General features: G+C 68.9%; 21 protein-coding genes. 8 read left to right on the forward strand and 13 right to left on the reverse strand.

Annotation, left to right across the window (positions count from 1 at the left end; genetic code table 11):
* From A5789_RS21395 to A5789_RS21405, 3 genes are all read right to left on the reverse strand, one after another.
* A partial coding sequence (locus A5789_RS21395; protein WP_156773024.1) for an antitoxin occupies positions 1-239 on the reverse strand: 239 nt, incomplete at its 3' end.
* Positions 240-271: 32 nt separating this feature from the next.
* Complete coding sequence (locus A5789_RS21400) at positions 272-1,423, reverse strand: MBL fold metallo-hydrolase (RefSeq protein WP_063019351.1); 1,152 nt, start codon at positions 1,421-1,423, stop codon at positions 272-274.
* A complete protein-coding gene (locus A5789_RS21405; protein ID WP_063019353.1) occupies positions 1,423-2,148 on the reverse strand; it encodes an enoyl-CoA hydratase in 726 nt (241 codons plus the stop codon). Before A5789_RS21405 ends, A5789_RS21400 begins: the two co-directional genes overlap by 1 nt.
* A 79-nt stretch (positions 2,149-2,227) precedes the next feature.
* Here A5789_RS21405 and A5789_RS21410 point away from each other — a divergent pair, with 79 nt between their 5' ends.
* Positions 2,228-3,451: an NAD(P)-binding domain-containing protein gene (locus tag A5789_RS21410; protein ID WP_064905264.1), complete on the forward strand. Its 1,224-nt coding sequence runs from the start codon at positions 2,228-2,230 to the stop codon at positions 3,449-3,451.
* Positions 3,452-3,466: 15 nt separating this feature from the next.
* Here A5789_RS21410 and A5789_RS21415 read toward each other — a convergent pair whose 3' ends face one another.
* The 6 genes from A5789_RS21415 to A5789_RS21440 all read right to left on the reverse strand — a co-directional run bounded on the left by A5789_RS21415 (position 3,467) and on the right by A5789_RS21440 (position 11,239).
* Positions 3,467-4,321, reverse strand: a complete 855-nt coding sequence (locus A5789_RS21415) for an aldo/keto reductase (protein WP_030513297.1) — start codon at positions 4,319-4,321, stop codon at positions 3,467-3,469.
* 257 nt (positions 4,322-4,578) lie between these two features.
* On the reverse strand, positions 4,579-6,144 hold the full coding sequence (locus A5789_RS21420) for a carboxyl transferase domain-containing protein (RefSeq protein WP_064905266.1): 1,566 nt from the start codon (positions 6,142-6,144) through the stop codon (positions 4,579-4,581).
* A gap of 93 nt (positions 6,145-6,237) precedes the next feature.
* Positions 6,238-6,840: an ATP/GTP-binding protein gene (locus tag A5789_RS21425; RefSeq protein WP_174553921.1), complete on the reverse strand. Its 603-nt coding sequence runs from the start codon at positions 6,838-6,840 to the stop codon at positions 6,238-6,240.
* Positions 6,821-7,195: a DUF742 domain-containing protein gene (locus tag A5789_RS21430; RefSeq protein ID WP_025347064.1), complete on the reverse strand. Its 375-nt coding sequence runs from the start codon at positions 7,193-7,195 to the stop codon at positions 6,821-6,823. The genes A5789_RS21425 and A5789_RS21430 overlap by 20 nt, the downstream gene beginning before the upstream one ends.
* A gap of 7 nt (positions 7,196-7,202) precedes the next feature.
* Positions 7,203-7,616 carry a roadblock/LC7 domain-containing protein gene (locus tag A5789_RS21435; RefSeq protein WP_011207200.1) on the reverse strand — a complete coding sequence of 138 codons (414 nt, stop codon included), beginning with the start codon at positions 7,614-7,616 and terminating at the stop codon, positions 7,203-7,205.
* Positions 7,613-11,239 (reverse strand): HAMP domain-containing sensor histidine kinase, encoded by a 3,627-nt coding sequence (locus tag A5789_RS21440; RefSeq protein WP_082940868.1) that lies wholly within the window; start codon positions 11,237-11,239, stop codon positions 7,613-7,615. Before A5789_RS21440 ends, A5789_RS21435 begins: the two co-directional genes overlap by 4 nt.
* A 318-nt stretch (positions 11,240-11,557) precedes the next feature.
* Between A5789_RS21440 and A5789_RS21445 the strand changes: the two genes are divergently transcribed.
* The 5 genes from A5789_RS21445 (at position 11,558) to A5789_RS21465 (ending at position 17,627) form a co-directional block, all read left to right on the forward strand.
* Positions 11,558-13,669 (forward strand): AMP-binding protein, encoded by a 2,112-nt coding sequence (locus A5789_RS21445; protein ID WP_064905268.1) that lies wholly within the window; start codon positions 11,558-11,560, stop codon positions 13,667-13,669.
* 133 nt (positions 13,670-13,802) lie between these two features.
* Complete coding sequence (locus A5789_RS21450; RefSeq protein ID WP_030513292.1) at positions 13,803-14,183, forward strand: hemophore-related protein; 381 nt, start codon at positions 13,803-13,805, stop codon at positions 14,181-14,183.
* Between the two features lie 76 nt (positions 14,184-14,259).
* The gene (locus A5789_RS21455; RefSeq protein ID WP_036523064.1) at positions 14,260-14,964 is read left to right on the forward strand and encodes a DNA-binding response regulator; all 705 of its coding nucleotides are present in this window, start codon (positions 14,260-14,262) and stop codon (positions 14,962-14,964) included.
* Positions 14,965-15,001: 37 nt separating this feature from the next.
* Entirely contained in the window at positions 15,002-16,384 is a 1,383-nt protein-coding gene (locus A5789_RS21460) for a sensor histidine kinase KdpD (protein WP_064905270.1), read from the forward strand.
* Positions 16,385-16,460: 76 nt separating this feature from the next.
* Entirely contained in the window at positions 16,461-17,627 is a 1,167-nt protein-coding gene (locus A5789_RS21465; RefSeq protein WP_064905272.1) for a hypothetical protein, read from the forward strand.
* A gap of 8 nt (positions 17,628-17,635) precedes the next feature.
* Here A5789_RS21465 and A5789_RS21470 read toward each other — a convergent pair whose 3' ends face one another.
* Entirely contained in the window at positions 17,636-17,998 is a 363-nt protein-coding gene (locus A5789_RS21470) for an FKBP-type peptidyl-prolyl cis-trans isomerase (RefSeq protein WP_030513288.1), read from the reverse strand.
* 139 nt (positions 17,999-18,137) lie between these two features.
* Here A5789_RS21470 and A5789_RS21475 point away from each other — a divergent pair, with 139 nt between their 5' ends.
* Together A5789_RS21475 and A5789_RS21480 are read left to right on the forward strand one after the other, a co-directional pair.
* Positions 18,138-18,941, forward strand: coding sequence for an RNA methyltransferase (locus A5789_RS21475; RefSeq protein ID WP_063018355.1), 804 nt, complete (start codon positions 18,138-18,140; stop codon positions 18,939-18,941).
* On the forward strand, positions 18,938-19,228 hold the full coding sequence (locus A5789_RS21480) for a DUF2537 domain-containing protein (RefSeq protein ID WP_030513286.1): 291 nt from the start codon (positions 18,938-18,940) through the stop codon (positions 19,226-19,228). Before A5789_RS21475 ends, A5789_RS21480 begins: the two co-directional genes overlap by 4 nt.
* A 35-nt stretch (positions 19,229-19,263) precedes the next feature.
* Here A5789_RS21480 and A5789_RS21485 read toward each other — a convergent pair whose 3' ends face one another.
* From A5789_RS21485 to serC, 3 genes are all read right to left on the reverse strand, one after another.
* The gene (locus A5789_RS21485) at positions 19,264-19,995 is read right to left on the reverse strand and encodes a hypothetical protein (RefSeq protein WP_063910927.1); all 732 of its coding nucleotides are present in this window, start codon (positions 19,993-19,995) and stop codon (positions 19,264-19,266) included.
* Between the two features lie 337 nt (positions 19,996-20,332).
* Complete coding sequence (gene sepH / locus A5789_RS21490) at positions 20,333-21,421, reverse strand: septation protein SepH (RefSeq protein WP_064905274.1); 1,089 nt, start codon at positions 21,419-21,421, stop codon at positions 20,333-20,335.
* A 307-nt stretch (positions 21,422-21,728) separates the two neighbouring features.
* Complete coding sequence (serC, locus tag A5789_RS21495) at positions 21,729-22,856, reverse strand: phosphoserine transaminase (protein ID WP_063030739.1); 1,128 nt, start codon at positions 22,854-22,856, stop codon at positions 21,729-21,731.
* Positions 22,857-22,936: the final 80 nt, after the last annotated feature.

The following is a 22,936-nucleotide window of genomic DNA, read 5'->3' on the forward strand; positions in this document are numbered from 1 at the left end:
GTCTGCGGGGGCGCGGCGGGCGGCTCGGGAGCCGGCGGCGGGGTCTTGCCGCCCTGCTGGGGGATGTTCTTCTTGATGGCCTCGGTGCCCTTGTCGATGTGATCGGAGTACTTGCCACCGGTCTTCTCTTTGACGAAGCCACCGGCCTTGTCGACAGCGCCGTGGACCTTCTCCGCGTTCTGCGAGGCCACGTCGCGGCCCTTACCCACCAACCCCTTGAGCGTATCCATCAAACTCATGAAGCCCACTCCTTCACTCGTCGACTGCGTTTCTAGCGCACATCCTCCCACCAGGAGACCTGCGGTGATACCGCATTGGTATCGATCCGCCCGCCGGGAAGCGGCACCGCTACCCGGGTACCCGCTGCACGCGCCGCCGCAACAAGTCTGTGGACCGGCTCGGACCAGCCGTGGAAAGCCAGGTTGAACGTGGCCCAGTGAATCGGCACCAACATGCCGTATTCGGCTTCCCCGACACACACGTCGGCGTGGGCGCGCACCGCCTCCTCGGGGTTCATGTGCACATCGGGCCAATGCACGTCGTAGGCACCGATCGGCAGCAGCGTGAGATCGAACGGACCGTGCGTCGCGCCGATTTCGGCGAACGCCTTCGTGTACCCGCTGTCACCGCCGAAGTAGGCCCGCCGCCGCGGCCCCGCGAACACCCACGACGCCCAGAGCGTGGTGTTGCGGGTGAGGCCGCGCCCGGAGAAGTGCCGCGCCTCGGTGCAGGTTACGGTGAGCTCACCCAGTCCGGGGCGGGTGATGGAAGTGGACGTATTCCAATCCAATTCGATGATGCGGGCCTCCGGCACCTGCCATTTGCGCAGATGGGCGCCGATCCCGATCGGCACCACGAACGGGGCGTCCTGACCGGCCACCAGCGCGCGCACGGTCTCGCGATCCAGGTGGTCGTAGTGATCGTGCGAGATGACCACCGCGTCCAGCGCCGGCAGCGAGGACAGCGGTGCCGGGACCGGATGCAGCCGGGCCGGCCCGATCAGCGGCGACGGCGAGACCCGCTCGCTCCAGACCGGATCGGTGAGGATGCGGTAGCCGTCGACCTCGATCAGGGCGGTGGCGTGGCCGAACCAGGTCACGGCCAGATCTGCCGCCAGCTCCGGATGTTCGGTGCTCGCCAGCGGGATTTCCGCCGGTGGCCGCCCCACATCGCGCCGGGTCAGCGCCGACAGCAGCAGGGATGCGCCGGATCCGGGCGTGATCTGACTGCTGGGTTCGGTGTTGTGGAACTGCCGGTCGCGGTAGCTCGCCGACCGCGTCGCCAGCGGTGCGATGGCGGCCGCGGAAGCCCCCATTTCGGCGGGAATCCGCCATGCCGCGCGGGCCACCCAGCGCAATCCGACCAGCCCGGCCGCGGCCAGGGCCGCTCTGCGGGCGGCCGCGACGATCTCGGTGCCGGCCATCAGCGCCCCACGAACTTCGCCGCGCGCTTCTGTTCCCGCGCCAGCCGCGCCTCCTCGGCGTCGGCGCTGCGCCAGGCGGCCTCCAAGGCGGCGCGCTGCTCGGGGGTGTCCTCGCCGCGGGTGCCGTCGTCGTTGAACACCAGCTTGAGGTGGCGCAGTGAGAGCGGGGCGAGCTGGGCGATCGACTTGGCCCACTCCTGCGCGTCGGCCAGCGTGCCGAGGCGGTTGGCGAAGCCGAAAGTGTATGCGTCGGAAGCGGATACGCTCTCGGCGCCCATCAGCACGGTCCGCGCCGGGCCGCCACCGATCAGCGAGACCAGGCGGCGCACCGTCCAGCGATCCACCGAGATGCCCAGCTTCGCGGCCGGAATGGCGATATAGGAATCCGGACTCATCACCCGCAGGTCGGAGGCCAGCGCCAGCTGCACCCCGGCTCCGAGCGCGCCGCCGTTGATGGCGGAGATCACCGGCACCGGGACCGTTTCGATGGTGTGCAACAGAGCGAGCAGTCCGTCGAGGAAATCCGACGAGTAGACGCCGGACAAATCGGCTCCGGCGCTGAAAATCGGCCCCTGACCGGTCAGCACGATCACCCGCGCGTCGGCCGCCGCGGTCGTGACGGCCTCGCGCAACGCTGCCACCAACTCGTTGTTGAGGGCGTTGCGCCGCTGCGGGCGCTGTAATTCGATGGTGACCACGTCACCATCCCGGCTCACTGCGAGCATCTGACCTCTCCCCATTCGCGCGGTTTCTCTTCCGGGGGCACACCTCACCGCACCCGCCGGTCGGTATCGACTCCACTGTATGCGGCGGACAGTTACCGCAGCGCACCCGACGCGTACTGTGACGGCGGTGACCGCACCCGATTTCGAGATTGTGGTGATCGGCGCCGGCCAGGCCGGACTGTCGGTCGGCTATCACCTGCGGCGGCTCGGATTGACACCGGGAACCGACTTCCTCATCGTCGACCACTCCCCCGGTCCCGGCGGGGCATGGCAATTCCGCTGGCCCTCACTGACTTTGAGCACCGTGAATCGGGTGCACGACCTGCCGGGGATGTCGTTCACCGAAACTCTGCCGCCCGGCTCGGATTCCGTACCAGCCGCGACCGCGGTGCCGCACTATTTCGAGCTGTACGAGAAGCGTTTCGACCTGCGTGTTCGCCGGCCGGTGTCGGTACGGGTGGTATGTGATCGGGCAACCACCGCAACATGTCCGGGGACGTTGGTGGACGGGCTGTTGCACGTCGAGACCGTGGTCGGCGAAAACCTCTCGGCCGCAGAGGTTTCCGTCGTCGCACCGCCCGAGTTACCGGGTGCCGGCGACCGGACCCTCCGGGTGCGCGGAGTGATCAATGCGACCGGCACCTGGGAAAAACCGTTCATTCCGTACTATCCGGGCGCCGAAACCTTCGCCGGACGGCAATTGCACGCTCATGACTACCGCAGCGCGGCGGAGTTCGCCGGTCAGCACGTCGTGGTGGTCGGCGCGGGAATTTCCGCGGTCCAACTGCTGGACGAGATTTCCCGGGTCACCGGCACGACGTGGGTGTCGCGGACGGAGCCGCGCTGGCGGGAGGGGCCGTTCGGTCCCGACGAGGGCCGCCGGGCGGTCGCGATGGTCGAGGACCGGGTGCGTCGCGGCTTACCGCCGCGATCGGTGGTGTCGGTAACCGGGCTGCCGGTCGACGACCGGATTCGCGCCGCCCGTGCGCGCGGCGCGCTGACCTGGCATCCGATGTTCGCCCGCATCGAACCGGACGGCGTGCGCTGGCCCGACGGCAGCTTTCAGGCCGCCGACGTGATCCTCTGGGCCACCGGCTTCCGGAGCGCGCTCGACCACCTGGCGCCGCTGCGGCTGCGCGGACCCGGCGGCGGCATCGCGATGGCGGGCCGGCTCGCTACCCAGGTAGCCGCCGACCCGCGCATCCATTTGATCGGTTACGGGCCGTCGGCCAGCACCATCGGCGCGAATCGGGCAGGGCGCGCCGCAGCGGTCGAGCTCACGAGCTACCTGGGTCTGCGATAGGGGCCCGGCAACGCGTCAGTCGAGCCCCATCGCGAACGTGTCGGGATCGGGGCCGACGCGGCTGCCGGTGTCGAGCGCATTGAGGGTGGTCATCTGCTCGACGTCGAGTTCGAAAGTGAACACATCGAAGTTCTCCCGGATGCGCTCGGGATTCACCGACTTCGGAATGACGATATTGCCCAGCTGCAGGTGCCACCGGATCAGAACCTGGGCGGGCGTGCGGCCGACCTGTTCGGCGACCGCGCCCACGGTGGGATCCTTCAGTTCCGCGCCCTGGCCGAGTGGACTCCACGCCTCGGTGGCGATGCCGTGCTCGGCGTGGAAGGCACGCAGCGTGTTCTGCGCGAGCGCCGGATGCAGCTCCACCTGGTTCACCGCCGGCACCTCACCGGTCTCCCCGATCACTCGTCGCAGGTGTTCCGGCTGGAAATTGGAGACACCGATCGAGCCGATGCGGCCCTGCGTCTTCAGCGACTGGAACGCACGGAACGTGTCCACGTAACGATCCGCGCTCGCGACCGGCCAGTGGATGAGATACAGATCGAGATACTCGAACCCCAGCCGCTCCATACTCGCGTCGAACGCGCGCAGGGTCGAGTCGTACCCCTGGTCGGCATTCCACAGCTTGGTGGTGATGAAGACCTCGTCGCGCGCCAGCCCCGATTCGGCGATCGCCCGCCCCACCTCGGCCTCGTTCCCGTAGGCCGCCGCGGTGTCGATGCTGCGATACCCCGCCTCGAGCGCGGCGGTCACCGTGTCGAAGGTCTGTCCCTCCGGCACCTGGAAAACCCCGAAGCCCAGCCTCGGAATCAGATGGCCGTCGTTGAGAATCACCGACGGTACTGTGCTGCTCTCGCTGCGAAAGGTCACCGTTCCGACCGTAGAAGCGGTTTGCCGAGCCGTCAACGACGCGCACCTGCGTGTTCGGATCCTGTGCGCCTACCAGGCGGAACCTCGGACCTCAGCGCTCGGTTGCCCGTCCGAGGTGGAGGTCGATCTCGTACGCGACGCGCACTCGTAGCCGATCGTGGTGGATGCCGGTGTGCGCGTACTGCGGTCGCGTTCCTCGCAATCGGGGGGACGGGTGGACCCGCACGACGAGGCGGCCGGAGCACGGAACCGCACACTCACCCGGGAACGCCCAGCCGACGGTAGCGGCGGCGGCGAAGGGCGCGCAGATCGGCTGTCGGTCGGGTCCGGAGGCTCGCCAGTTCCCCGGCGACGGCGGCGACCATGCGGCGGGAGAAGTCGATCGGTTCGTGGGCTGCGTCGGGGCACTCCGGGACGATGCGGTCGACGACGCCGTCGGTGCGCAGGTCGGCCGCGCCGACTCGTTGGGCGGCGGCCAGCTCCGGCGCATGGTTCGTATCGCGAAAGACGATGGCGCTGGCGCCTTCCGGCGGGAGTGGCGCCAGCCAGGCGTGCGTCGCGGCGAGGACACGGTCGGCGGGCAGGAGGGCCAATGCCCCTCCGCCGGTGCCCTGGCCCAGCAGTACCGACACGGTCGGCGTGTCCAGGGTGACCAAATCCGCTAGGCAGCGGGCGATTTCGGGCGCGAGGCCACGCTCCTCGGCCTCCTGGGACAGCGCGGCACCCGCGGTATCGATGACCAGGACCAGCGGGAGGCGGAGTTCGGCGGCCAGGTGCATACTGCGGCGGGCCTCGCGCAGTGCGGCCGGGCCCATGGTGTTCTCGCCGGTCTGGCCGGCCCGGTCGTGGCCGAAGATCACGCACGGTTCGCCGCGCAGCCGGGCCAGGGCGTGCACGACGGTGCGGTCGGATTCGCCTTGGCCGGTGCCGCTCAACGGCACCCGATCGGTCGCCTGCCGCAACAGCTCCCGGATGCCGGGACGCCGCGGGTCGCGGGAGATCAGCACCGACTCCCAGGCCGACGAAGTGGTTATGTCGGCGTCCGGTGAATCAGCGGTATCGGCCGAACCTCCGGCAATGCCGCCGTCGCCGGGCTGCACCACCGGCAAATCCCGCGTTGACGAAGCAATGGATAGCGAATCAGACTGTCCCGCAACCGAAGTCGTCACATTCAACACCCGGTGCGCGATCCGGCGGAAGAACCGGACCGGCACGACCCCGTCGATGACCCCGTTGCGATACAGATTCTCGGCGGTCTGCACGCCTTCCGGAAACGGCCGGTCGTACAGGGCCTCGTAGACCCGGGGTCCCAGGAATCCGATCAGTGCCCCGGGTTCGGCGAAGGTCATGTGCCCCAGCGAACCCCAGGACGCGAATACGCCGCCCATCGTGGGATTGCGCAGATACACCAGATAGGGGTGGCCGGCCGATTTGTGGGCGGCCACCGCGCCGGCGATCTTCACCATCTGTACGAAGGCGACCGTGCCCTCCTGCATCCGCGTTCCGCCGGAGGTGGGCGAGGCGAGCAGGGGCAGCCCCAGCTCGGTGGCGCGTTCGACGGCGGTGACGATGCGCTCGGCGGCCGCCACGCCGATCGATCCGGCCAGAAAGCCGAATTCACACGCGATCACCGCGACGCGCCGCCCGCGCAACCGTCCCTCACCGGTCAGCACCGATTCGTCGGTGCCGCTGCGTTCGACCGCGGCGGTCAGTTCCGCGCGATACGCCGACGACGTGGCGACCTCGATCGGTTCTCGATCCCAGCTGCGATACGAACCGGGATCGAGCACACCGTCGAAAAACTCACGCGCCGAGATCTTCACGCTCCGAGCGTAACCGCGCCGGACCGGGCGATCGGCGGTCGTGGTGCCGCCGCGCGCCGACGCGGCCGCGTCGTGCGGCCGGTCGTCGGCGTATCAGTAACCCTGAACCACTTTGCGCAGCGCGTACTCGGTGACCGAGACCAGCGCCTGCTTCACCGGCTCGCGGCGGCGCGCGTCGATCGACATGATCGGCACGTCCGCCGGGACGGCCAGCGCCTGGCGGATGTCCTCCAGGGGGTACCGCGGTGCGTCGTCGAACTCGTTGATGGCCACCAGGAACGGCAGCCCACGAGCCTCGAAGTAGTCGACGGCGGCGAAGGAATCCTCCAGCCGTCTGGTGTCGATCAGCACTACCGCCCCGATGGCGCCGCGAATCAGGTCGTCCCACATGAACCAGAAGCGGTACTGGCCGGGTGTGCCGAACAGATAAAGCACCAAATCGTCGGCGAGGCTGATCCTGCCGAAGTCCATGGCCACCGTGGTGGTGGCCTTCGTCGGCACGGCGGTCAGGCTGTCAACACCCACACTGGCGTTGGTCACCAAGGCCTCGGTGCGCAGCGGAACGATCTCCGATACAGCACCGACCAAGGTCGTCTTACCCACACCGAAGCCACCGGCCACCACGATCTTCGCGGAGGTCGGCTTGGCGTTGCGGGTATCGACCTGGGCCGTCGAATCAAATACGCCGGAGTCCACTGAGAACCCTTTCGATCAGCTCGCGACGTTCATCGTCGCTCGAATCGTCTTTCAAAGTCGCCGAAACTCGAACATGTCCCGCCTCGATGAGGTCGGCGACGAGCACTCGAGCCACCCCGATCGGAATACCCAGTCGGGCAGCCAGTTCCGCGACAGATGGCGATTCTCTGCACAACTCCACGATTGACGTCTCGATGTTGGTCAGTTCGAACTGCCGCTCCAGGGCGACCGGATGCGATGCGACGAGCGCCTCCAATGCCAACTCCACCGTCGGCCGCGTACGACCGGCGGTCAGCGAGTACGGACGGACGAGGCTGGGCTCGGCGCTCCCCACGTGCTGGTTGTCTATGTCCATCCCACCATCAGGAACCCATCGTGACGCGAGGTGTGGCCTGGACTGTCTGGCCCACCCGCTCGACCAGCAGAGCCATCTCGTAGCCCACCTGGCCGATATCGCAGGACGTGTTCGTCAGCACGGCCAGATAGGACCCGTCACCGACTGCCATGAGCAGTAGGTAACCGTGTTCCATCTCGACCACGGACTGCAGTACCGTGCCGCCTTCGAACAGGTTCGAAACGCCGACAGAGAGGCTGGCCAAACCTGCGGTCACGGCGGACAGCTGTTCGGCTCGGTCGACGGGCAATTGAGCGCTCGCGGCCATCAACAGGCCGTCCGCCGAAACCAGCACGGCATGAGCGACGCCCGGGACCTCGTTGGCGAAGTTCGAAACCAGCCAATCCAGCTGACGGTTCGTACCACCTAGATCGGGGTTCATCGGTCTCCTTTATCTCCGGTTAGGTTCATTGCTCCCATTGCGCGGCCATCCCGGACGCCCTGCTGGTGACGACTCAGACTTGACCTGATCGACTCTGGGTCGCGGCTCGGCGCCCGGTCGGCGCGCCCGATGACACCACCGGGTACCAGCCGATTGCCGGGATCACGCTGCGGCAATCCGGCTGCCGTCCGCTTCTCCGACGAGGTTTCCACCGCTCGTCGGGCAGCCTGCCAACCTTCGTCACCTGGGGATTCGAAGGAGGCGGCGACTTGGGACCGGTCCGGGTTGGGGTCCGCGAGCCACGCCGACATCATCTCGGCGAAGATCGGACTTCCCCCTTCCGACGGACCGGGGTCGGCTGCGGGTTGCAGCCGGGTCTGGAAGAACGATGCCGTCTTCTGCGGATTCGACCGGTAGCTGTGGCGGCCGCGTTCGCGACCTTCACCGGATTCCGCATTCGCGTCCGCGGCGGAGCTGTCCCGCTGCGGCGCATGACGTCCGGGCAGGCTCAGGCCCGGGGTGGGTTCCGGCCGCGGCGGCAGACCGGCGCCCGGCTGCCGCTGTGGCAGGCCGCCCGCGGCCGGGGCACGCTGCGGCAGACCCTCATTCGACTCTCGTTGCGGCAGGCCGGTACCGGCATCGCGCTGGGGCAGACCGCCGATGCCCTCGCGCTGCGGCAGACCGCCACCGCGCTGCGGCAGACCACTGCCCGAATCCCGTTGCGGGAGGCCACTACCCGCGTCCCGCTGCGGCAGACCGGCGCCGGCGTCCCGCTGCGGGAGCCCGCTGCCGCCATCGCGCTGCAGACCGGTGGGCGCACCCTCGCGCGACGGCGCGCCGTTGGAACCCGGAGTCCGCTGCGGCAGGCCTCCGGCACCGCGCTGCGGCGGCTCGCCGTTGGACGATTCCCGCTGCGGCAGACCACCGTTCGCGGACTCCCGCTGCGGCAGGCCACCCTCGCGCGACGGGGCACCGTTGGTGCCCGGCGTCCGCTGCGGCAGGCCGTTGGCGCCGAGTTCCCGCGCCGGCAGGCTTGCCGCGGGCCGGTCCTCACCGGCAGGCCCACGCTGCGGCAGGCCGGACCCGCCGCGCTGCGGCAGACCACCCTCCCGCTGCGGCAGGCTCGAGCCCGAATCACGCTGCGGCAGACCACCTTCGCGCGGCGGCAGGCCGTTACCGCCGCCCGGCGGCCGCTGCGGCAGTCCGGTGGGACGGCCCGGTCGCGGCGGCTGACCCGCCGCACCCGGCTGACGCTTGAGCATATTGGCGGCCAGCCCCGAGGTCGGCTGCGCCGGAGCGGCGCCGCCACGCTGGGGCAGATTCGCGTTCGGCTGCGCCTTGGGCGACTGCGGTCCGTTGACACCCGGCTCACGCTGCGGCAAGCCCGTGCCCGGCTCGGCATCGGCGAGCGGATGACGCGCGGTCGGCCCGTTGGCGCCCGGCTGCCGCTGCGGCAGCCCGCCCGGAGCCGCACCGCCCGGCTGGCGCTGCGGGAGTCCACCCGCGGCCGAACCGTTCGCCGCGGCGGCGGCGCCGTTGGTGCGCACGGTGCGATCGTCTCCGGCATCCGCGGCCGGCGTGATCGGGATCGGCCCGCTCACTCCCGGGTCCACGGTGACCATCATGTTGCCGCTCGGAGTGCGGGTGACGCCGCGCATCTGCATCGACGACGCCGCCGACGGCCGCTGGGTCGGCACCGACATCTGCTCACCGGACTGGTCCGGCAGCGAGACCGTTCCACCCGAGGGCGCCACGATGATCGCCTTGGGCACATGCACGGTGACGGTGACGCCCGGGTCGCGGGCGGTGTCGAAGGTCGGGCGCAGGCGCACGTTGAGGCCGTGCCGCTCGGCCAGCCGGCCGACGACGAACAGACCCATGTGGCGTGCGGTGTCCGCACCGACCTCGGCGGTCGTCTCCAGGCGCCGGTTGATCGATGCCATCTCGGCGGGCGGCATACCGATACCGCGGTCGGCGACCTCGATCAGCAGACCCTGATCGTGGGCTTGGGCGAAGGTGAACTTGACGTCGGTCTCCGGCGGCGAGGCGCGTAGCGCGTTGTCGAGCAGCTCGGCGAACAGGTGCGCCAGGTCGGAGGCGGCCGGTTCGGTGATGGCGCCGCGCGGGGTGGCGCCCAGCTTCACGCGCTCGTAGTCCTCGACCTCGGAGATCGCGGCACGCAGCACGTCGGCGATCTCGACCGGCGCGGACTTGCTGCGCCGCTGCCGGGTACCGGCCAGAATCAGCAGGTTGTCGCCGTTTCGGCGCATACGGGCGGCGAGGTGGTCGAGCCGGAAGAGGTTCTCCAGCAGGCGCGGGTCCTTCTCGTCGTACTCCATCGCCTCGATCAGCGAGAGCTGATGGTCGACCAGCGACTTCGACCGCCGCGCCAGGGTCTCGAACATATCGTTGACCTGGGTACGCATGGACGCCTGGTCGGCCGCCAGGCGCAGGGCCTGACCGTGGATGTCGTCGACCGCGCGAGCGAGCTGGCCGACCTCTTCCTCGGTGTGCACCGGCATCGGCTCGAGCGGCACATCCTCGGGGCTGGCGCCGTCACGCAGGCGCGAGACCTCGTAACCGAGATCGTGTTCGGCGACGCGCAGCGCGGCCAGGCGCAGCTTGCGCAGCGGCACGATCATGGCCCGCGCGACCAGCACGGCGAAGATCAGCGCGGCCAGGATCGTCAGGACGACGATGACCGCGTACTGGATCGCGCCGGCCCGGGCGTTACCGGCCAGGTCGTTCACTCGGGACGTGATGTCCTGAGTCGAGGAACCGACGATCTTGGTGTAACCGTTCAGGCTGTCGACCAGCGACTGCTTGATATCCATCAGCGGCAGCTGACCGACGTCGACGTTCGGGCCGCTGGTCATGGCGATCCGGTTCTGCAACAAGCCGTTCAGCTCGGCGATCGTCGGATCGTTCTCGGGCAGACGCTTGGCCAGCAGGTCCAGCATGTACTTCTCGGTGTTGCCCGCGACCTGGAAGTCGTGCAGGCCGCCCTTGGCGTCACCGGTCAGGGTCTTGGCCGAGGCCGCGATCTCCTGGACCATCACCGCGCGGGTGTTCAGCGAGTCGACCAGGCGCAGCTTCGCCGCGTCGACGCCCGGGTCGGAGATGGTCGAGACGATCTCCTCGACCGTGCGGACGCTGTTCTGGCGGATCGCCTCTTCCTGGGCGATCGCGTCGGCGAGGACCGGCGAGGGCTTGGTGCCCTGATCGCGCACCGCCTGGGCGCCCCTGATCATCTGCTCGATCGCATCGCGCGCACCCGGAACACCGTCCAGCTTGGCCGTGGCCTTCTGCGCGGTCTGGATGGCGCCGTCCAGTCGTGTCAGGTCCGCGTCCTGAACCAGCGACTGTGTCGGGCTGATCGCGGCCATCTGGCCACCGGCGACGGTGGCCGCGGCACCACTCAGGCCGGTGACGGCCGGAATCGCCTCGACGTGCTCGACCGCCTGATCCAGGTGGCTCGAGTCACTGAACTCGGACGCGATCCTGGAAGCACCGAGCACCACCGCGACGAGCAGCGGCACGGCCAGCACGGCCGTAACCTTCCAGCGCAGGTCCCAGTTGCCGAGCGCCCAGCGCTTCCCAACGGGCCTAGCGGCGTCACGCATCTCCAACTCACTTTCCAAACTGGCCCCAGCCACGCGCCATCGGCGAGCCTCCACGATCGCACGCGCGGCTCGATAAGCAGAACGGGCCGGGAACTGCGGCTGGCCGAGAAATTGCGTCCATGACGGCCGAAATAGGTGACATGCGATTCTAACGGATCAATAACTTCTTGTGTGACCTCTTGGCAACCACCAGCCGTTGACCTGGCTGTTCCAGCCAAAATCAAAGGTCGCGGCGGCCGCCCGGACGTCGCGTGAAGTCTGCCACAATCAGGCTGATCTATCGAGGCGGGCATCGATGCGAGGCAGGGAGTCATACGGTTGAACGCGAAGCAGGAGTACCGGCCCACCTACCAGACCAGCCTGGTCGACCCGTCGGACTTCTGGCGCAGCGCGGCCGAGGCGATCAGCTGGGACGTTGCGCCCGAACAGATTCTCGACACCACGGCACGACCGACGGCTCGGTGGTTTCCCGATGCTCGCCTCAACACCTCCTACAACGCCCTCGATCGGCATGTGCGCGATCTCACAGCGGAACCCGCCTCGACGGACGACGATACCGATACCGCCGCCGAAACGGGCATTTCCGAAAAAACGGGCGGTCGCGCGAACCAGCCCGCATTAATATATGACTCCGCTATGACGGGCGCCACAGCCGTCTATACCTATGCCGAGTTGCTGGCGGAGGTCGCCCGGTTCGCCGGCGCCATGCTCCGGCTCGGGGTGCGCACCGGCGATCGAGTCGTGATCTACATGCCGATGATCCCCGAGGCCGTGATCGCGATGTTGGCCTGCGCGCGGATCGGCGCCGTGCATTCGGTGGTCTTCGGCGGATTCGCCGCCCATGAACTGGCCGCGCGCATCGACGACGCCGAACCCGTTCTGATCGTCACCGCCTCCGGCGGCCTGGAACCGAACAAGCGGATCGAATACCCGCCGATCGTGCTGCAGGCGCTCGACCAGGTGCAGACCACCGCGCCCCGGAACGTGGTCGTGAAGCAGCGCGAGGGCTTTGCGACCATCCGGTTCGCCGCCCCGCAGCCGGCCACCGACACCCTGCCCGATTCCACCGCCACCGTCGCGGCCCGCTGGCTGGACTGGGAGGACATGGTCCGCGACGCGGAACCGGCCGATCCGGTGCCGGTGGCCGCGACCGATCCGCTGTACATCCTCTACACCTCCGGCACCACCGGAAAACCCAAGGGCGTGGTGCGCGACAACGGTGGCCACGCGGTGGCGCTGGCCTGGTCGATGCGCAACATCTACGACGTCTCCCCCGGTCAGGTGATGTTGACCACCTCCGATATCGGCTGGGTGGTCGGCCATTCCTATATCGTCTACGCCCCGCTGCTGGTCGGCGCGACGACCGTCCTGTTCGAAGGCAAACCGATCGGCACGCCGGACTCCGGCACCTACTGGCGGCTGGTCGAGCAGTACGGGGTGCACGTGATGTTCACCGCCCCCACCGCACTGCGCGCGATCCGCCGCGCCGATCCCGAGGCCGCGCTCGCCCGCCGCCACGATCTGTCCTCGCTGCGCGCGCTGTTCTGCGCCGGCGAACGGCTCGACCCCGCCACCTACGAGTGGACCCGGGAGACGGTGCTGGCCGATCTGCCCGACTGCCCGGTCGTGGACCACTGGTGGCAGACCGAAACCGGCTGGCCGGTGTGCGCGAACCCGCTCGGTTTGCAGGAGCTGCCGATCAAACCCGGCTCGGCCTCGGTTCCGGTGCCCGGCTATCGGCTGCGCGTCCTCGACTACGAAGGCGATGCCGTGGCGACGGGCGCGGAGGGCAACATCGTGATCGGCCTGCCGCTGCCGCCCGGCTCACTGACCGGCCTGTGGCGCGACGACGAGCGCTTCGCCCGCTCCTATCTCTCGGCCTACCCCGGGCACTACCTCACCGGCGACTCCGGCTATTTCGACGAGGACGGTTATCTGTACGTGCTCGGCCGCAGCGACGATGTGATCAATATGGCCGGGCATCGGCTCTCGGCCGGCGGCATCGAGGGCGCGATCTCGGGACATTCGGCGGTCGCGGAAACCGCGGTGATCGGCGTGCCCGACGAACTGAAGGGTCAGCTTCCGATCGCCTACGTGGTGCTCAAGAACGGGGTCGACATCGAGCTGGCGCAGTTGCGCGCCGAGATCATCGCCCGCGTCCGGGAGCAGATCGGCGCGATTGCGACGCTGCACGATGTGACAGTGGTACGGGCCTTGCCCAAGACCCGATCCGGGAAGATCCTGCGCCGCACCATCCGCCAGATCGCCTCCGGCGAGAACTGGGAGATGCCGGCCACCATCGAGGATCCGGCGGTGCTGATCGCGCTGGAGGATCAGCTGCTCGCCGGGACCGATCCGACCGCCGACACGGCGGCCGAGAACACAACCGATCCGGCGGCGACCACGAACGGCTCGAGTATCGGTTCCTGATCGGGCCACCCGGACCGGGGCGCGCGGTCCGAGCAGCCGGTTCAGAGTCTTCTCAGAATCGGTTCACCTGCGCCCCAGACTCCGGCGATACCGTGCCGGACACGTACGTGCCGACGCACAGGGAGAGAGAATCATGCGCATTCGCGGATTTGCCGCAACCACCCTCACCGCTGCGGGCCTGGCCGCCGGGGCCGCCCTGCTGGTCCCCGCCACCGCATCGGCGGGCCCGACCGAACTGGTTGCGCCGCTGCTGAATTCGACCTGCAGCTTCGCCCAGGTCGACGCCGCGTTGCACGACAAGGCGCCGCAGCTGGCCTCGATCCTGGACAACAACCCGGACCAGAAGGCCGAGCTGAAGGCCAAATTCGATCAGCCGGTGGAACAGCGCCGCGCCGAATTCCAGCAGTACCTGGCTCAGCACCCGGACGAGGCACAGCGCGCCCAGCAGGACCCGCGGGCCGCCGGCCTGAGCTCGACGATCCAGGAAGTCGCCGATTCCTGCCACAACTACTGATCCGGCCACCGGATCGGCAACTCGCGCGAGCCTCGGGCCACCCCCGGGGCCGCGCGGTCAAATTACACTGCACACCGTGGCGAGCAGCGAGAATCCGACGGTGCTGGTGGTCGACGACGACGAGGATGTGCTGTCCTCGGTGGAACGCGGCTTGCGACTGTCCGGATTCCGGGTGGTCATCGCCCGCGACGGGGCCGCGGCGTTGCGCAGCGTGGCCGAACAGGCGCCCGACGCGATCGTCCTCGATATGAACATGCCGGTGCTCGACGGCGCCGGCGTGGTGACCGCGCTGCGGGCGATGGGCAACGAAGTGCCGATCTGTGTGCTCTCGGCACGCAGTTCGGTCGGCGATCGGATCGCCGGACTGGAATCCGGGGCGGACGACTATCTCGTGAAACCGTTCGTCCTCGCCGAATTGGTGGCGCGGATCCGGGCGCTGCTGCGCCGGCGCACCGATACCGCACCCGCCGCGGCGCCGGGCTCGATCACCGTGGGTCCCTTGGAAATCGATGTGGCCGGTTATCGCGCCCTGCTGCACGGTAACGAAATCGAGCTCACCAAAAGGGAATTCGAACTGCTGTCCACGCTGGCCCGCAATGCCGGAGTGGTGTTGAGCCGGGAACGACTGCTGGAGCTGGTGTGGGGTTACGACTTCGCCGCCGACACCAATGTGGTGGACGTCTTCGTCGGCTATCTGCGCCGCAAACTGGAGGCCGACGGCACGCCCCGGCTGCTGCACACCATTCGCGGCGTCGGCTTCGTACTGCGGATGCCGAAATGACCGGCGCCCACGCCGAATCGATCCGTGCCGGTGCGGGATGACCGGACCGCAACGGCGACGCTTCGGGCTGCGTCACTCCTATTCGCTGCGCACCAGGGTCGCCGGGGCGGCGGCATTGGGCGCGATCATCATCACCGCGGTCTTGAGCTGGGTGTCGGTGGTGGCACTGGGCCGCAACAATCTCGCCCAGGCCGACCAGGAACTGGCCATCGCCTCGCGCATCGTGCTGATGCAGCCGCTCATCGCGGTCGGGGTGCTGTCGCTGGTGACCCCGAACAAGGATATTGCGGTGACGGTCCGCGACCACGGTGAGATCATCGCCTCCACCAGCGTGCGTCTGCCGGCCGAGGACCCGGGTTCGCATACGGTCACGATGGAGGGCACCCCTTTCCGGGTGCTGACCACGACCGAGAATCAGCCCGAGGGGCGGACCGTATCGATCGCGATCCCGCTGACCGACGCCTATCACACCATGTCCGAGCAGCGGCGCTGGGTGCTGTTCGCGGCCGGCCTGGCGGTGGCCGCGGCGGCCGGGCTGGGCTGGGTGTTCGGTGGCGGCGCGGTGCGCCCGATCCGGGATCTCACCCGGCAGGTCAGTGCGCGCAGTGGCACCAGCACGGCCGAGGTCCGGGTGGACGGATCCGGGGTCTTCGAGGCCGAAAAGCTTTCCGAGGCAGTGAATTCGCTGTTGGAGCGGGTGCAGTCCGCCCAGGCCGAAACCGCCGCGGCACTCGAGACGGCCCGCGATTTCGCCGCCGTCTCCGCGCACGAACTGCGCACCCCGCTCACCGCGATGCGCACCGACCTCGAGGTGCTGCGCACCCTGGACCTCGACGAGCAGCAGCGCGCGGAGATCCTCGACGACCTCCAGCGCAGTCAGGGCCGGGTGGAGGCCACGCTGGCCGCGCTGGAACGGCTGGCCGCGGGCGAGCTGACCGACGAGCGCGACCATGTCGAAACCGATGTCGGTGATCTGGTCGACCACGCCGCCCACGACGCGATGCGCCACTTCCCGGAACTCACCGTCCGCATCGAGACCGATCCCGAACTCGTCACCCGTGGCCTGCCGACCGGACTGCGCTTGGCCGTCGACAACGCGCTCACGAATTCCGCCCGTCACGGCGGCGCGACGCAGGCGCTGGTATCCGCCCATCGCCGCCCCGACGGCTGGATCGTGATCTCGGTCGACGACAACGGTGCGGGCATCCCGGCCGAGGAACGGCGCAGTGTCTTCGACCGCTTCATTCGCGGCGCCAACGCCACCAAGGGCGGCTCCGGCCTGGGCCTGGCACTGGTCGCGCAGCAGGCCCAATTGCACGGCGGCCGAGCCTATTTCGACGACGGCACCCTGGGCGGCGTACGCCTGGTGCTGGAATTGCCGGCCCGTCCGATGCGGGCGGCGCCACCGCCGCAGAACTGAATCGTCCGCGATCCCTCACAGAACCCTCAGATATCCGCCAGTACTTGCGCATTCACCGCCGCTACCGTCGAACGGCGTGGCAGGTAGACGTTTTCGCTGGACAGTGCTCGGTGTGGTGACCCTGGTGGTCGCCGGTGCGGTGACGGGTGGGGTGATCGCCGCCACCCACGGTGGCGCCGCGCCGACCGATATCGCGATCGTCAACGCGGATACCGGTCCCGCCGGGGCCCGCATCGTCAAGGCACTCCAAGCCGAGAGCGACACCTGGACCGTGGCCGAACCCGGCGCGCGCACCGCCGACCACGCCGCGGTGATCACCCTGCCCGCCGACCTCAGTGCGTCGCTGGGCACCCTCGCCACGGCGCAGCCGCATCGGGCGCAGCTGACCGTGGCCGCCGACGAGCACGCGGACACCGCCGCGGTCGACGATGCGGTCGCGGCGGTGACGCGGCGAATCGCGGCCGCGGGCGTGGATCAAACCCTGGCCGCGGTCGCGAACGCGCGCGGTTCGATGCAGCAGGCCGCCTTCACCTCTCAGCTGCTCGACGCGGGCGTGCGGACGGCCTCCGACGCCGCCGGACAGTTCACCGGCGGCGCCCAGCAGATGCTGGGCTTCCTGGATTCCGCGAAATCCGGTGCGGCCACGCTGACTTCGCAGCTCGGCCAGGTACACGACACCCTGGGTCAGGCGACGAATCAGGCCGAGAACATGGCCGGCGCCTTCGATGCCACCGGGCTGACCATCGGGCAGATCAGCTCCGGTGCGAAGGCGATGAGCGGCGGACTCGACCAGGTGCTGCCGCTGCTGCGCGCGCTGCCGTTCGCGGCGGATCCCCAGGTCACCGACATCGTCGGAAAGCTGGAGGCGCTGCGCTCGATCGCCGGCCAGACCGATACCCAGCTGGCGGGCGTGGCCCGGCTGACCGGTAGCAGTACCGATCCGAACACCGGTCTCGGCACCATCCTGCGCGATGCCGCGAACCGGCTGACCTCCGCCGCCGCCCAGCTGGACCAAGGCGCCGCCCTGGCCGGACAGATTCCGCAGCTCGCCGATCAGGCGACCGCGCAACTGCAGGGTGCGCTGCAGGCGGTGACCGGCGGGGTCACCCAGATGCAGCAGATATCGACGAATCTGACCGATCAAACCGGCAAGGCCCTCACCGCGTTACCGGCGCACAGCACATCCCAGCAGTCCGTCCTGGCGACGAATCTGTCCGATCCGGTCGAGATCGTCCGGCAGTGATCGGCGTACTACTCGACGACGTTCAGCAGATCGATGACGAAGATCAGCGTCTTGCCCGACAGCGGGTGGCCCGAGCCCTCGGGACCGTAGGCCAGCTCCGGCGGGATGGTCAGCTGGCGGCGGCCGCCGACCTTCATCCCCGGAATACCTTCCTGCCAGCCCTGGATCAGGCCGCGCAGCGGGAAGGTGATGGATTCGCCACGGTTCCAGGACGAATCGAATTCCTCGCCGGTGTCGTAGGTGACGCCCACGTAGTGCACCTCGACGGTGCCGCCGGGTACGGCCTCGGCGCCCTCGCCCTCGACCAGATCGTGCACTTCCAGCGTGGTGGGCGCGGGGCCTTCCTGGAACTCGACTTCCGGCTTGGTCATGCGTCCTCTTCCGTTGCGATGGATAAATCGTTCTGCGGCTAAACCAATAAAGAGTTCACCATAGCGTTGCTTGCCAAACCGTGTTCCACACGACAGTTGGATCGGCCGAATTCGGAGCCAGGGTGCAGGATAGGTTGCCGTGGCCCACGTGATCGATATCGTCGACCCCGGCGACCCTCGGGTCGCCGACTTCCGCGACCTCAACTCGGCCGACCGGCGTCCCGACCTCCCGGGCGGAAAAGGCCTGGTCGTGGCCGAGGGCGTGGTGGTCGTCCAGCGCATGCTGGCCTCGCGTTTCCAGCCGTTCGCCCTGCTCGGGGTGGGCCGCCGCTTCGATCAGCTCGCCCCCGACCTCGCCGGTGTGGACATCCCTTACTACCGCGTCGGCGCCGAGGTGATGGCCGAAATCGTCGGATTTCATCTCAATCGCGGCGTACTTGCCGCCGCCTACCGTCCGCCGGAATTGCTGCCCGAGGAGATCTTGCGGACCGCGCGCACGGTCGCGGTGCTCGAGGGCGTCAACGATCACGAGAACATCGGCTCGATCTTCCGCAATGCGGCCGGACTCGGCGCCGACGCGGTGTTGTTCGGCGACCGCTGCGCCGATCCGCTGTATCGGCGCGCGGTGCGGGTGTCGATGGGCCACGTGCTGCGGGTGCCCTTCGCCTCGCTGCCGACCTGGCCCGACGGCCTGCACACCTTGCGCGAGCTGGGTTTTCGGATCATCGCGCTGACGCCGAATCCCGAGGCGGTGAATCTGGCGACCGCGATGACCGGCGACCGGGTGGCACTGCTGCTCGGCGCCGAAGGCCCCGGCCTGACCGAGGCGGCGATGCGCGCCACCGATATCCGCGCTCGGATTCCGATGACCCCCGGCACGGATTCGCTCAATGTCGCGACCGCGGCCGCGATGGCCTTCTACGAAAGGGTGCGGACATCGTGAATCGACCGCTCGGCCGCCCGGACAGCGAACCCACGCCGTGGGCGGCGGGGATCGCGGTGTCGGTCTTCGTCGCCGCGCTGACCGCCGCCGGGGTGTATTCGTTCGGTGTCGCACTGGCACATGTTCATTGGACGCTCGCGGTGGCGGTGAACGTGATCGCCGTCGCCGGTACCGCACCGACCGCGTGGCGCTGGCGCTACACCCCGGTCACCCGCTGGGTGCTCGCCGGACTCGGCGCCGGGGTACTGATCGGCTGGGTCGTTCTACTGATCGATGCCGCGTCCTGACGCCTCGCGTCCTGAAGCCTCGACGGATTTCGCGATCACAACACGCGGTCGCGGCCACGCAACCAGCCGAACCAGCGCTTACTCGCCGGAATCGTCACCGACGTCGCCCGCGTCGCCGGTGCGGGCGCCTGCCCCGCGGGGTAGAGGCTGAAGCCACACACCTCGATCCGGTCCGGATGCAGGGCCTCGTCGGAAGACCCCGCCCGATAACGGAATCCGAGCCACTCCTCGTTCGCGGCGTCGGCGAATTCCGGCGGGTCGAACGGAAGGATCTGGGGATCGGGAAAATCACCGGGCCGCAGCCGGACCGGATGGTCGCCGGCCCAGTACGACCGCTCCCACACCAGCGGCAGCCCTTCGTCCTCGACGATGTTCACCCGCGTGGCGCTGAAGGCGCGACGGAATTCCCCGCGCTCCCAATGCGCGAACGCACCCCAGCCCAGTGGGACGTCGTAGGACACCAGGTAGGTGTGCTCGGAGGCCAGCGGCCGGATCAGCAGTTCCGGCAGCCGGGTCGGATGGCTGCGCGCCGCCTGGACGGTGCAGACCACGGTGACCCCCGGATAGCAGCCGATGTACATCGAGCCGGGATCCGGCCCGGCCCAGACCTTCAGGGTGCCGGAGGCGGCGGGCACCACATCGTGGCCGGGATTGAGCTGTTTGGCCAGGGCGAGGGCGGCCTCCGGATCGGGATCGGGGTGTGAGCGCAGGACCGCCGCCGGGTCGGGGTCGTCGACGTACCAGATCGACGAGGCTGTGGATGGCACCTGCGACACCTCCCGAGCTCGGACGGGTAAGCGTGGTTACTCCCGAGCAAACACCGGAGCCGAAGCACATCCGCCGCCGCGGCCTGCTCGCTGCGCGCTCGACGAAATCGGGCGCATACGAAAAATCTACTCCCCCAACAGCGGAAACATCGGCGCTTCTGACTTCTGCCGCGCGTGTCAACCCCCGTTTCACACATTCCGGCGGCGACACGCCCGAACGAGGGTAAGCAGCGAACCGGCAGACGAACTTCGCGGCGGAGACCGGTGGCCTCCGCCGCGAATTCGACGTGGTTGCCCGGGATTCGGTGCCCGGCCGCGGATTCGGCGCCCGGAGGGCTCAGTGCCCGGAGCTACGGACGCCGAGCAGCACATCCTCCCAGGACGGCATCGGCGCCTTACCCCGCTTGGCCCGGGCCTGCTTCTGCGCGGCGGGCTTGGCGGCTTCCGGCTTGGCGCTCGCTGCCGCAGGGGTGGACTTCGCCGCCGGAGCCGGCGCCGGCGCCGGCTCCGCGGGGGCGGCAGGCTCCGGATCCGCGGTGGGAGCGGCGGGTTCGGACGGCTCGGCCGGGGCGGTCGGTGCGGCGGCGGCCGGTGCCGCCGGCAGCGCCGGGGTGGTGGCCGCGGGCGTCGTGCTCGACGGATTCGCCGCCACGGTGCTCTTGGCACTGACCGGAACCGCGGTGCCGCCCACGGCGGCCCGCTGTTCGAAGTACTCGTCGAGACCGGCCTGGCCGGTCTCGGCCACCGCGGTGGTCTGGACGGGCCCGGCCGGCACCGGTTCCACCACCGGCGCGGGCTCGGGGGTCGGCTCCGGCAGGATGGTGGCCAGGCCGCGCAGGGCGCGACCGAAATCGGGATCGATCAGGTCCGAGGCCGGATCGTCGAGTGGCACCACCGAGCCGCCGTGCGCGTCCGGCTGGTAACGCCAGTGCGCGGCGATCACCGAACGGCCCGCCTGCCACTGCAATTGGGCGACCCAGTAGTTCTTCTCGTCCTTCCAGGCGTCCCATTCCGCGATATCGATGTTGTGCCCACGCTCGGCGAAGGCGGCCGAGACGATCTCGATCAGCGTCTCCACCGCCGGACCGTCCTTGCGCACCGGATGCGCCTTCTGCGCCAGCTCTGCCGCGCGCGCACGCTCGAGCAGCACGGGGTAGGCGAAACGCTCCACCCGGCTGGCCGGCATGCCGGACTCCTCGGTGACCTGCTCCACCGACGCACCGGCACGGATCCGAGCCTGGATATCGCGAGGACGCATGGTCGCCTCCGTTTCGATCTCGATCTGGCCGAATCGGGCAAGGTCTCCACGCGCGGCGGCACGCAGCTTCTCGTCGGCGGCGAGCCGGTACTTCTGCCCGGTCTCGGCATCGACGCACACGATGTGCGCGGAATCGGGCGTCAATCCGATCACTCGAAGTTCACGCACCGTTACCTCCTTATCGCTGCGTCGATCACAGCTGCGCCGAGCACCAACTAGCTCGCGACACCGCCCACGTTCTGGAACAGTAGTGCACTTCTGAGATTCGTGTGGCAAGACACGCGGCCTGAAATCTACCGCCGCGGTACCGGGGACGACTAATCTGCTCTGTTTCCACGCTCACCGGCCCACGCCCCGGCAAACTTCCGGCACGATTTCGGTTGGCGCGCACCACAACAGCGTAAACGCGAAAGCCGCGGATTTCGGTGACGAAATTCCGCGACTTTCGCGAGCTTTTATCCGAGCGCTGTCGTGATCAGGCGCTGATCTGCTGCACCACCCAGTCGATGCAGCGGGTCAGCTGCGACACGTCCTCGGGGTCGATCGCCGGGAACATGCCGACGCGCAGCTGGTTGCGGCCCAGCTTGCGGTAGGGCTCGGTGTCGACGATGCCGTTGGCGCGCAACACCTTTGCGACCTGCGCCGCATCCACCGACGGGTCGAAGTCGATGGTGCCGACCACCTGCGAGCGGTGCGCCGGCTCCGCGACGAACGGCGTGGCGAATTCGCTGGACTCGGCCCAGGAATACAGCCGCGACGAGGAATCGAGGGTCCGCTTGACGGTCCAGTCCAGACCGCCGTTGTTGTTCATCCACTCGATCTGATCGGCGAACAACAGCAGCGTGGCCAGCGCCGGGGTGTTGTAGGTCTGATCCTTGGTGCTGTTGTCGATCGCGATCGGCAGCGAGAGGAATTCGGGAGTGTAACGACCCGAATCCTTGATTTCGGAGACTCGCTCCAGAGCCTTCGGGCTCATCAGCGCGACCCACAGGCCACCGTCGGAGGCGAAGCATTTCTGCGGCGCGAAGTAGTACACATCGGCGTCGGCGATATTCACCGGCAGACCGCCCGCGCCGGAGGTGGCGTCGATGGCGATGAGCGCGTTGTCCGAGCCGGCGGGCCGCTGCACCGGAACCGCCACACCGGTGGAGGTCTCGTTGTGCGCCCACGCGATCACATCGGCGACCGGGTCGGAGACCGGCTCGGGCGCGGTGCCCGGGTCCGAGGACACCACGATCGGATCGCCGATGAACGGGTTGCGCTTGGCCACCGCGGCGAACTTCGAGGAGAACTCACCGTAGGTCAGGTGCAGCGAACGGTCCCGGATCAGGCCGAAGGCCGCGGCGTCCCAGAACGCGGTGGTGCCGCCGTTGCCGAGCACGACCTCGTAGCCCTCGGGCAGCGAGAACAGCTCGCGCAGGCCCGTGCGGACGCGCGCGACGACGTCCTTGACCGGCTTCTGACGGTGGCTGGTGCCCATCACGGCGGCGCCGACCTCGACGAGGGAGCGCAGCTGTTCGGGACGGACCTTGGACGGGCCGCAGCCGAACCGTCCGTCGGCGGGCTTCAGATCGTCGGGGATGCTCGGAAAGGCAGCGGTCATGGGCTCAAGCCTAGAGCGTGATGTGGGTCTCGCGCGTGGGTGGGTCGGGGTTGCGCGGACGGATGCGACAGGCTTGCCGA

Source organism: Nocardia sp. 852002-51101_SCH5132738, from assembly GCF_001665695.1.
GTDB lineage: Bacteria > Actinomycetota > Actinomycetes > Mycobacteriales > Mycobacteriaceae > Nocardia > Nocardia nova.

Bases quoted from the DNA above. Each gene is read 5' to 3' on its own strand.
- A5789_RS21400 (WP_063019351.1), bottom strand. From the start codon at position 1,423: ATGGCCGGCACCGAGATCGTCGCGGCCGCCCGCAGAGCGGCCCTGGCC.
- A5789_RS21405 (WP_063019353.1), bottom strand. From the start codon at position 2,148: ATGCTCGCAGTGAGCCGGGATGGTGACGTGGTCACCATCGAATTACAG.
- A5789_RS21410 (WP_064905264.1), top strand. From the start codon at position 2,228: ATGCGGCGGACAGTTACCGCAGCGCACCCGACGCGTACTGTGACGGCG.
- A5789_RS21430 (WP_025347064.1), bottom strand. From the start codon at position 7,195: ATGGACATAGACAACCAGCACGTGGGGAGCGCCGAGCCCAGCCTCGTC.
- A5789_RS21435 (WP_011207200.1), bottom strand. From the start codon at position 7,616: ATGAACCCCGATCTAGGTGGTACGAACCGTCAGCTGGATTGGCTGGTT.
- A5789_RS21440 (WP_082940868.1), bottom strand. From the start codon at position 11,239: ATGCGTGACGCCGCTAGGCCCGTTGGGAAGCGCTGGGCGCTCGGCAAC.
- A5789_RS21450 (WP_030513292.1), top strand. From the start codon at position 13,803: ATGCGCATTCGCGGATTTGCCGCAACCACCCTCACCGCTGCGGGCCTG.
- A5789_RS21460 (WP_064905270.1), top strand. From the start codon at position 15,002: ATGACCGGACCGCAACGGCGACGCTTCGGGCTGCGTCACTCCTATTCG.
- A5789_RS21470 (WP_030513288.1), bottom strand. From the start codon at position 17,998: ATGACCAAGCCGGAAGTCGAGTTCCAGGAAGGCCCCGCGCCCACCACG.
- serC (WP_063030739.1), bottom strand. From the start codon at position 22,856: ATGACCGCTGCCTTTCCGAGCATCCCCGACGATCTGAAGCCCGCCGAC.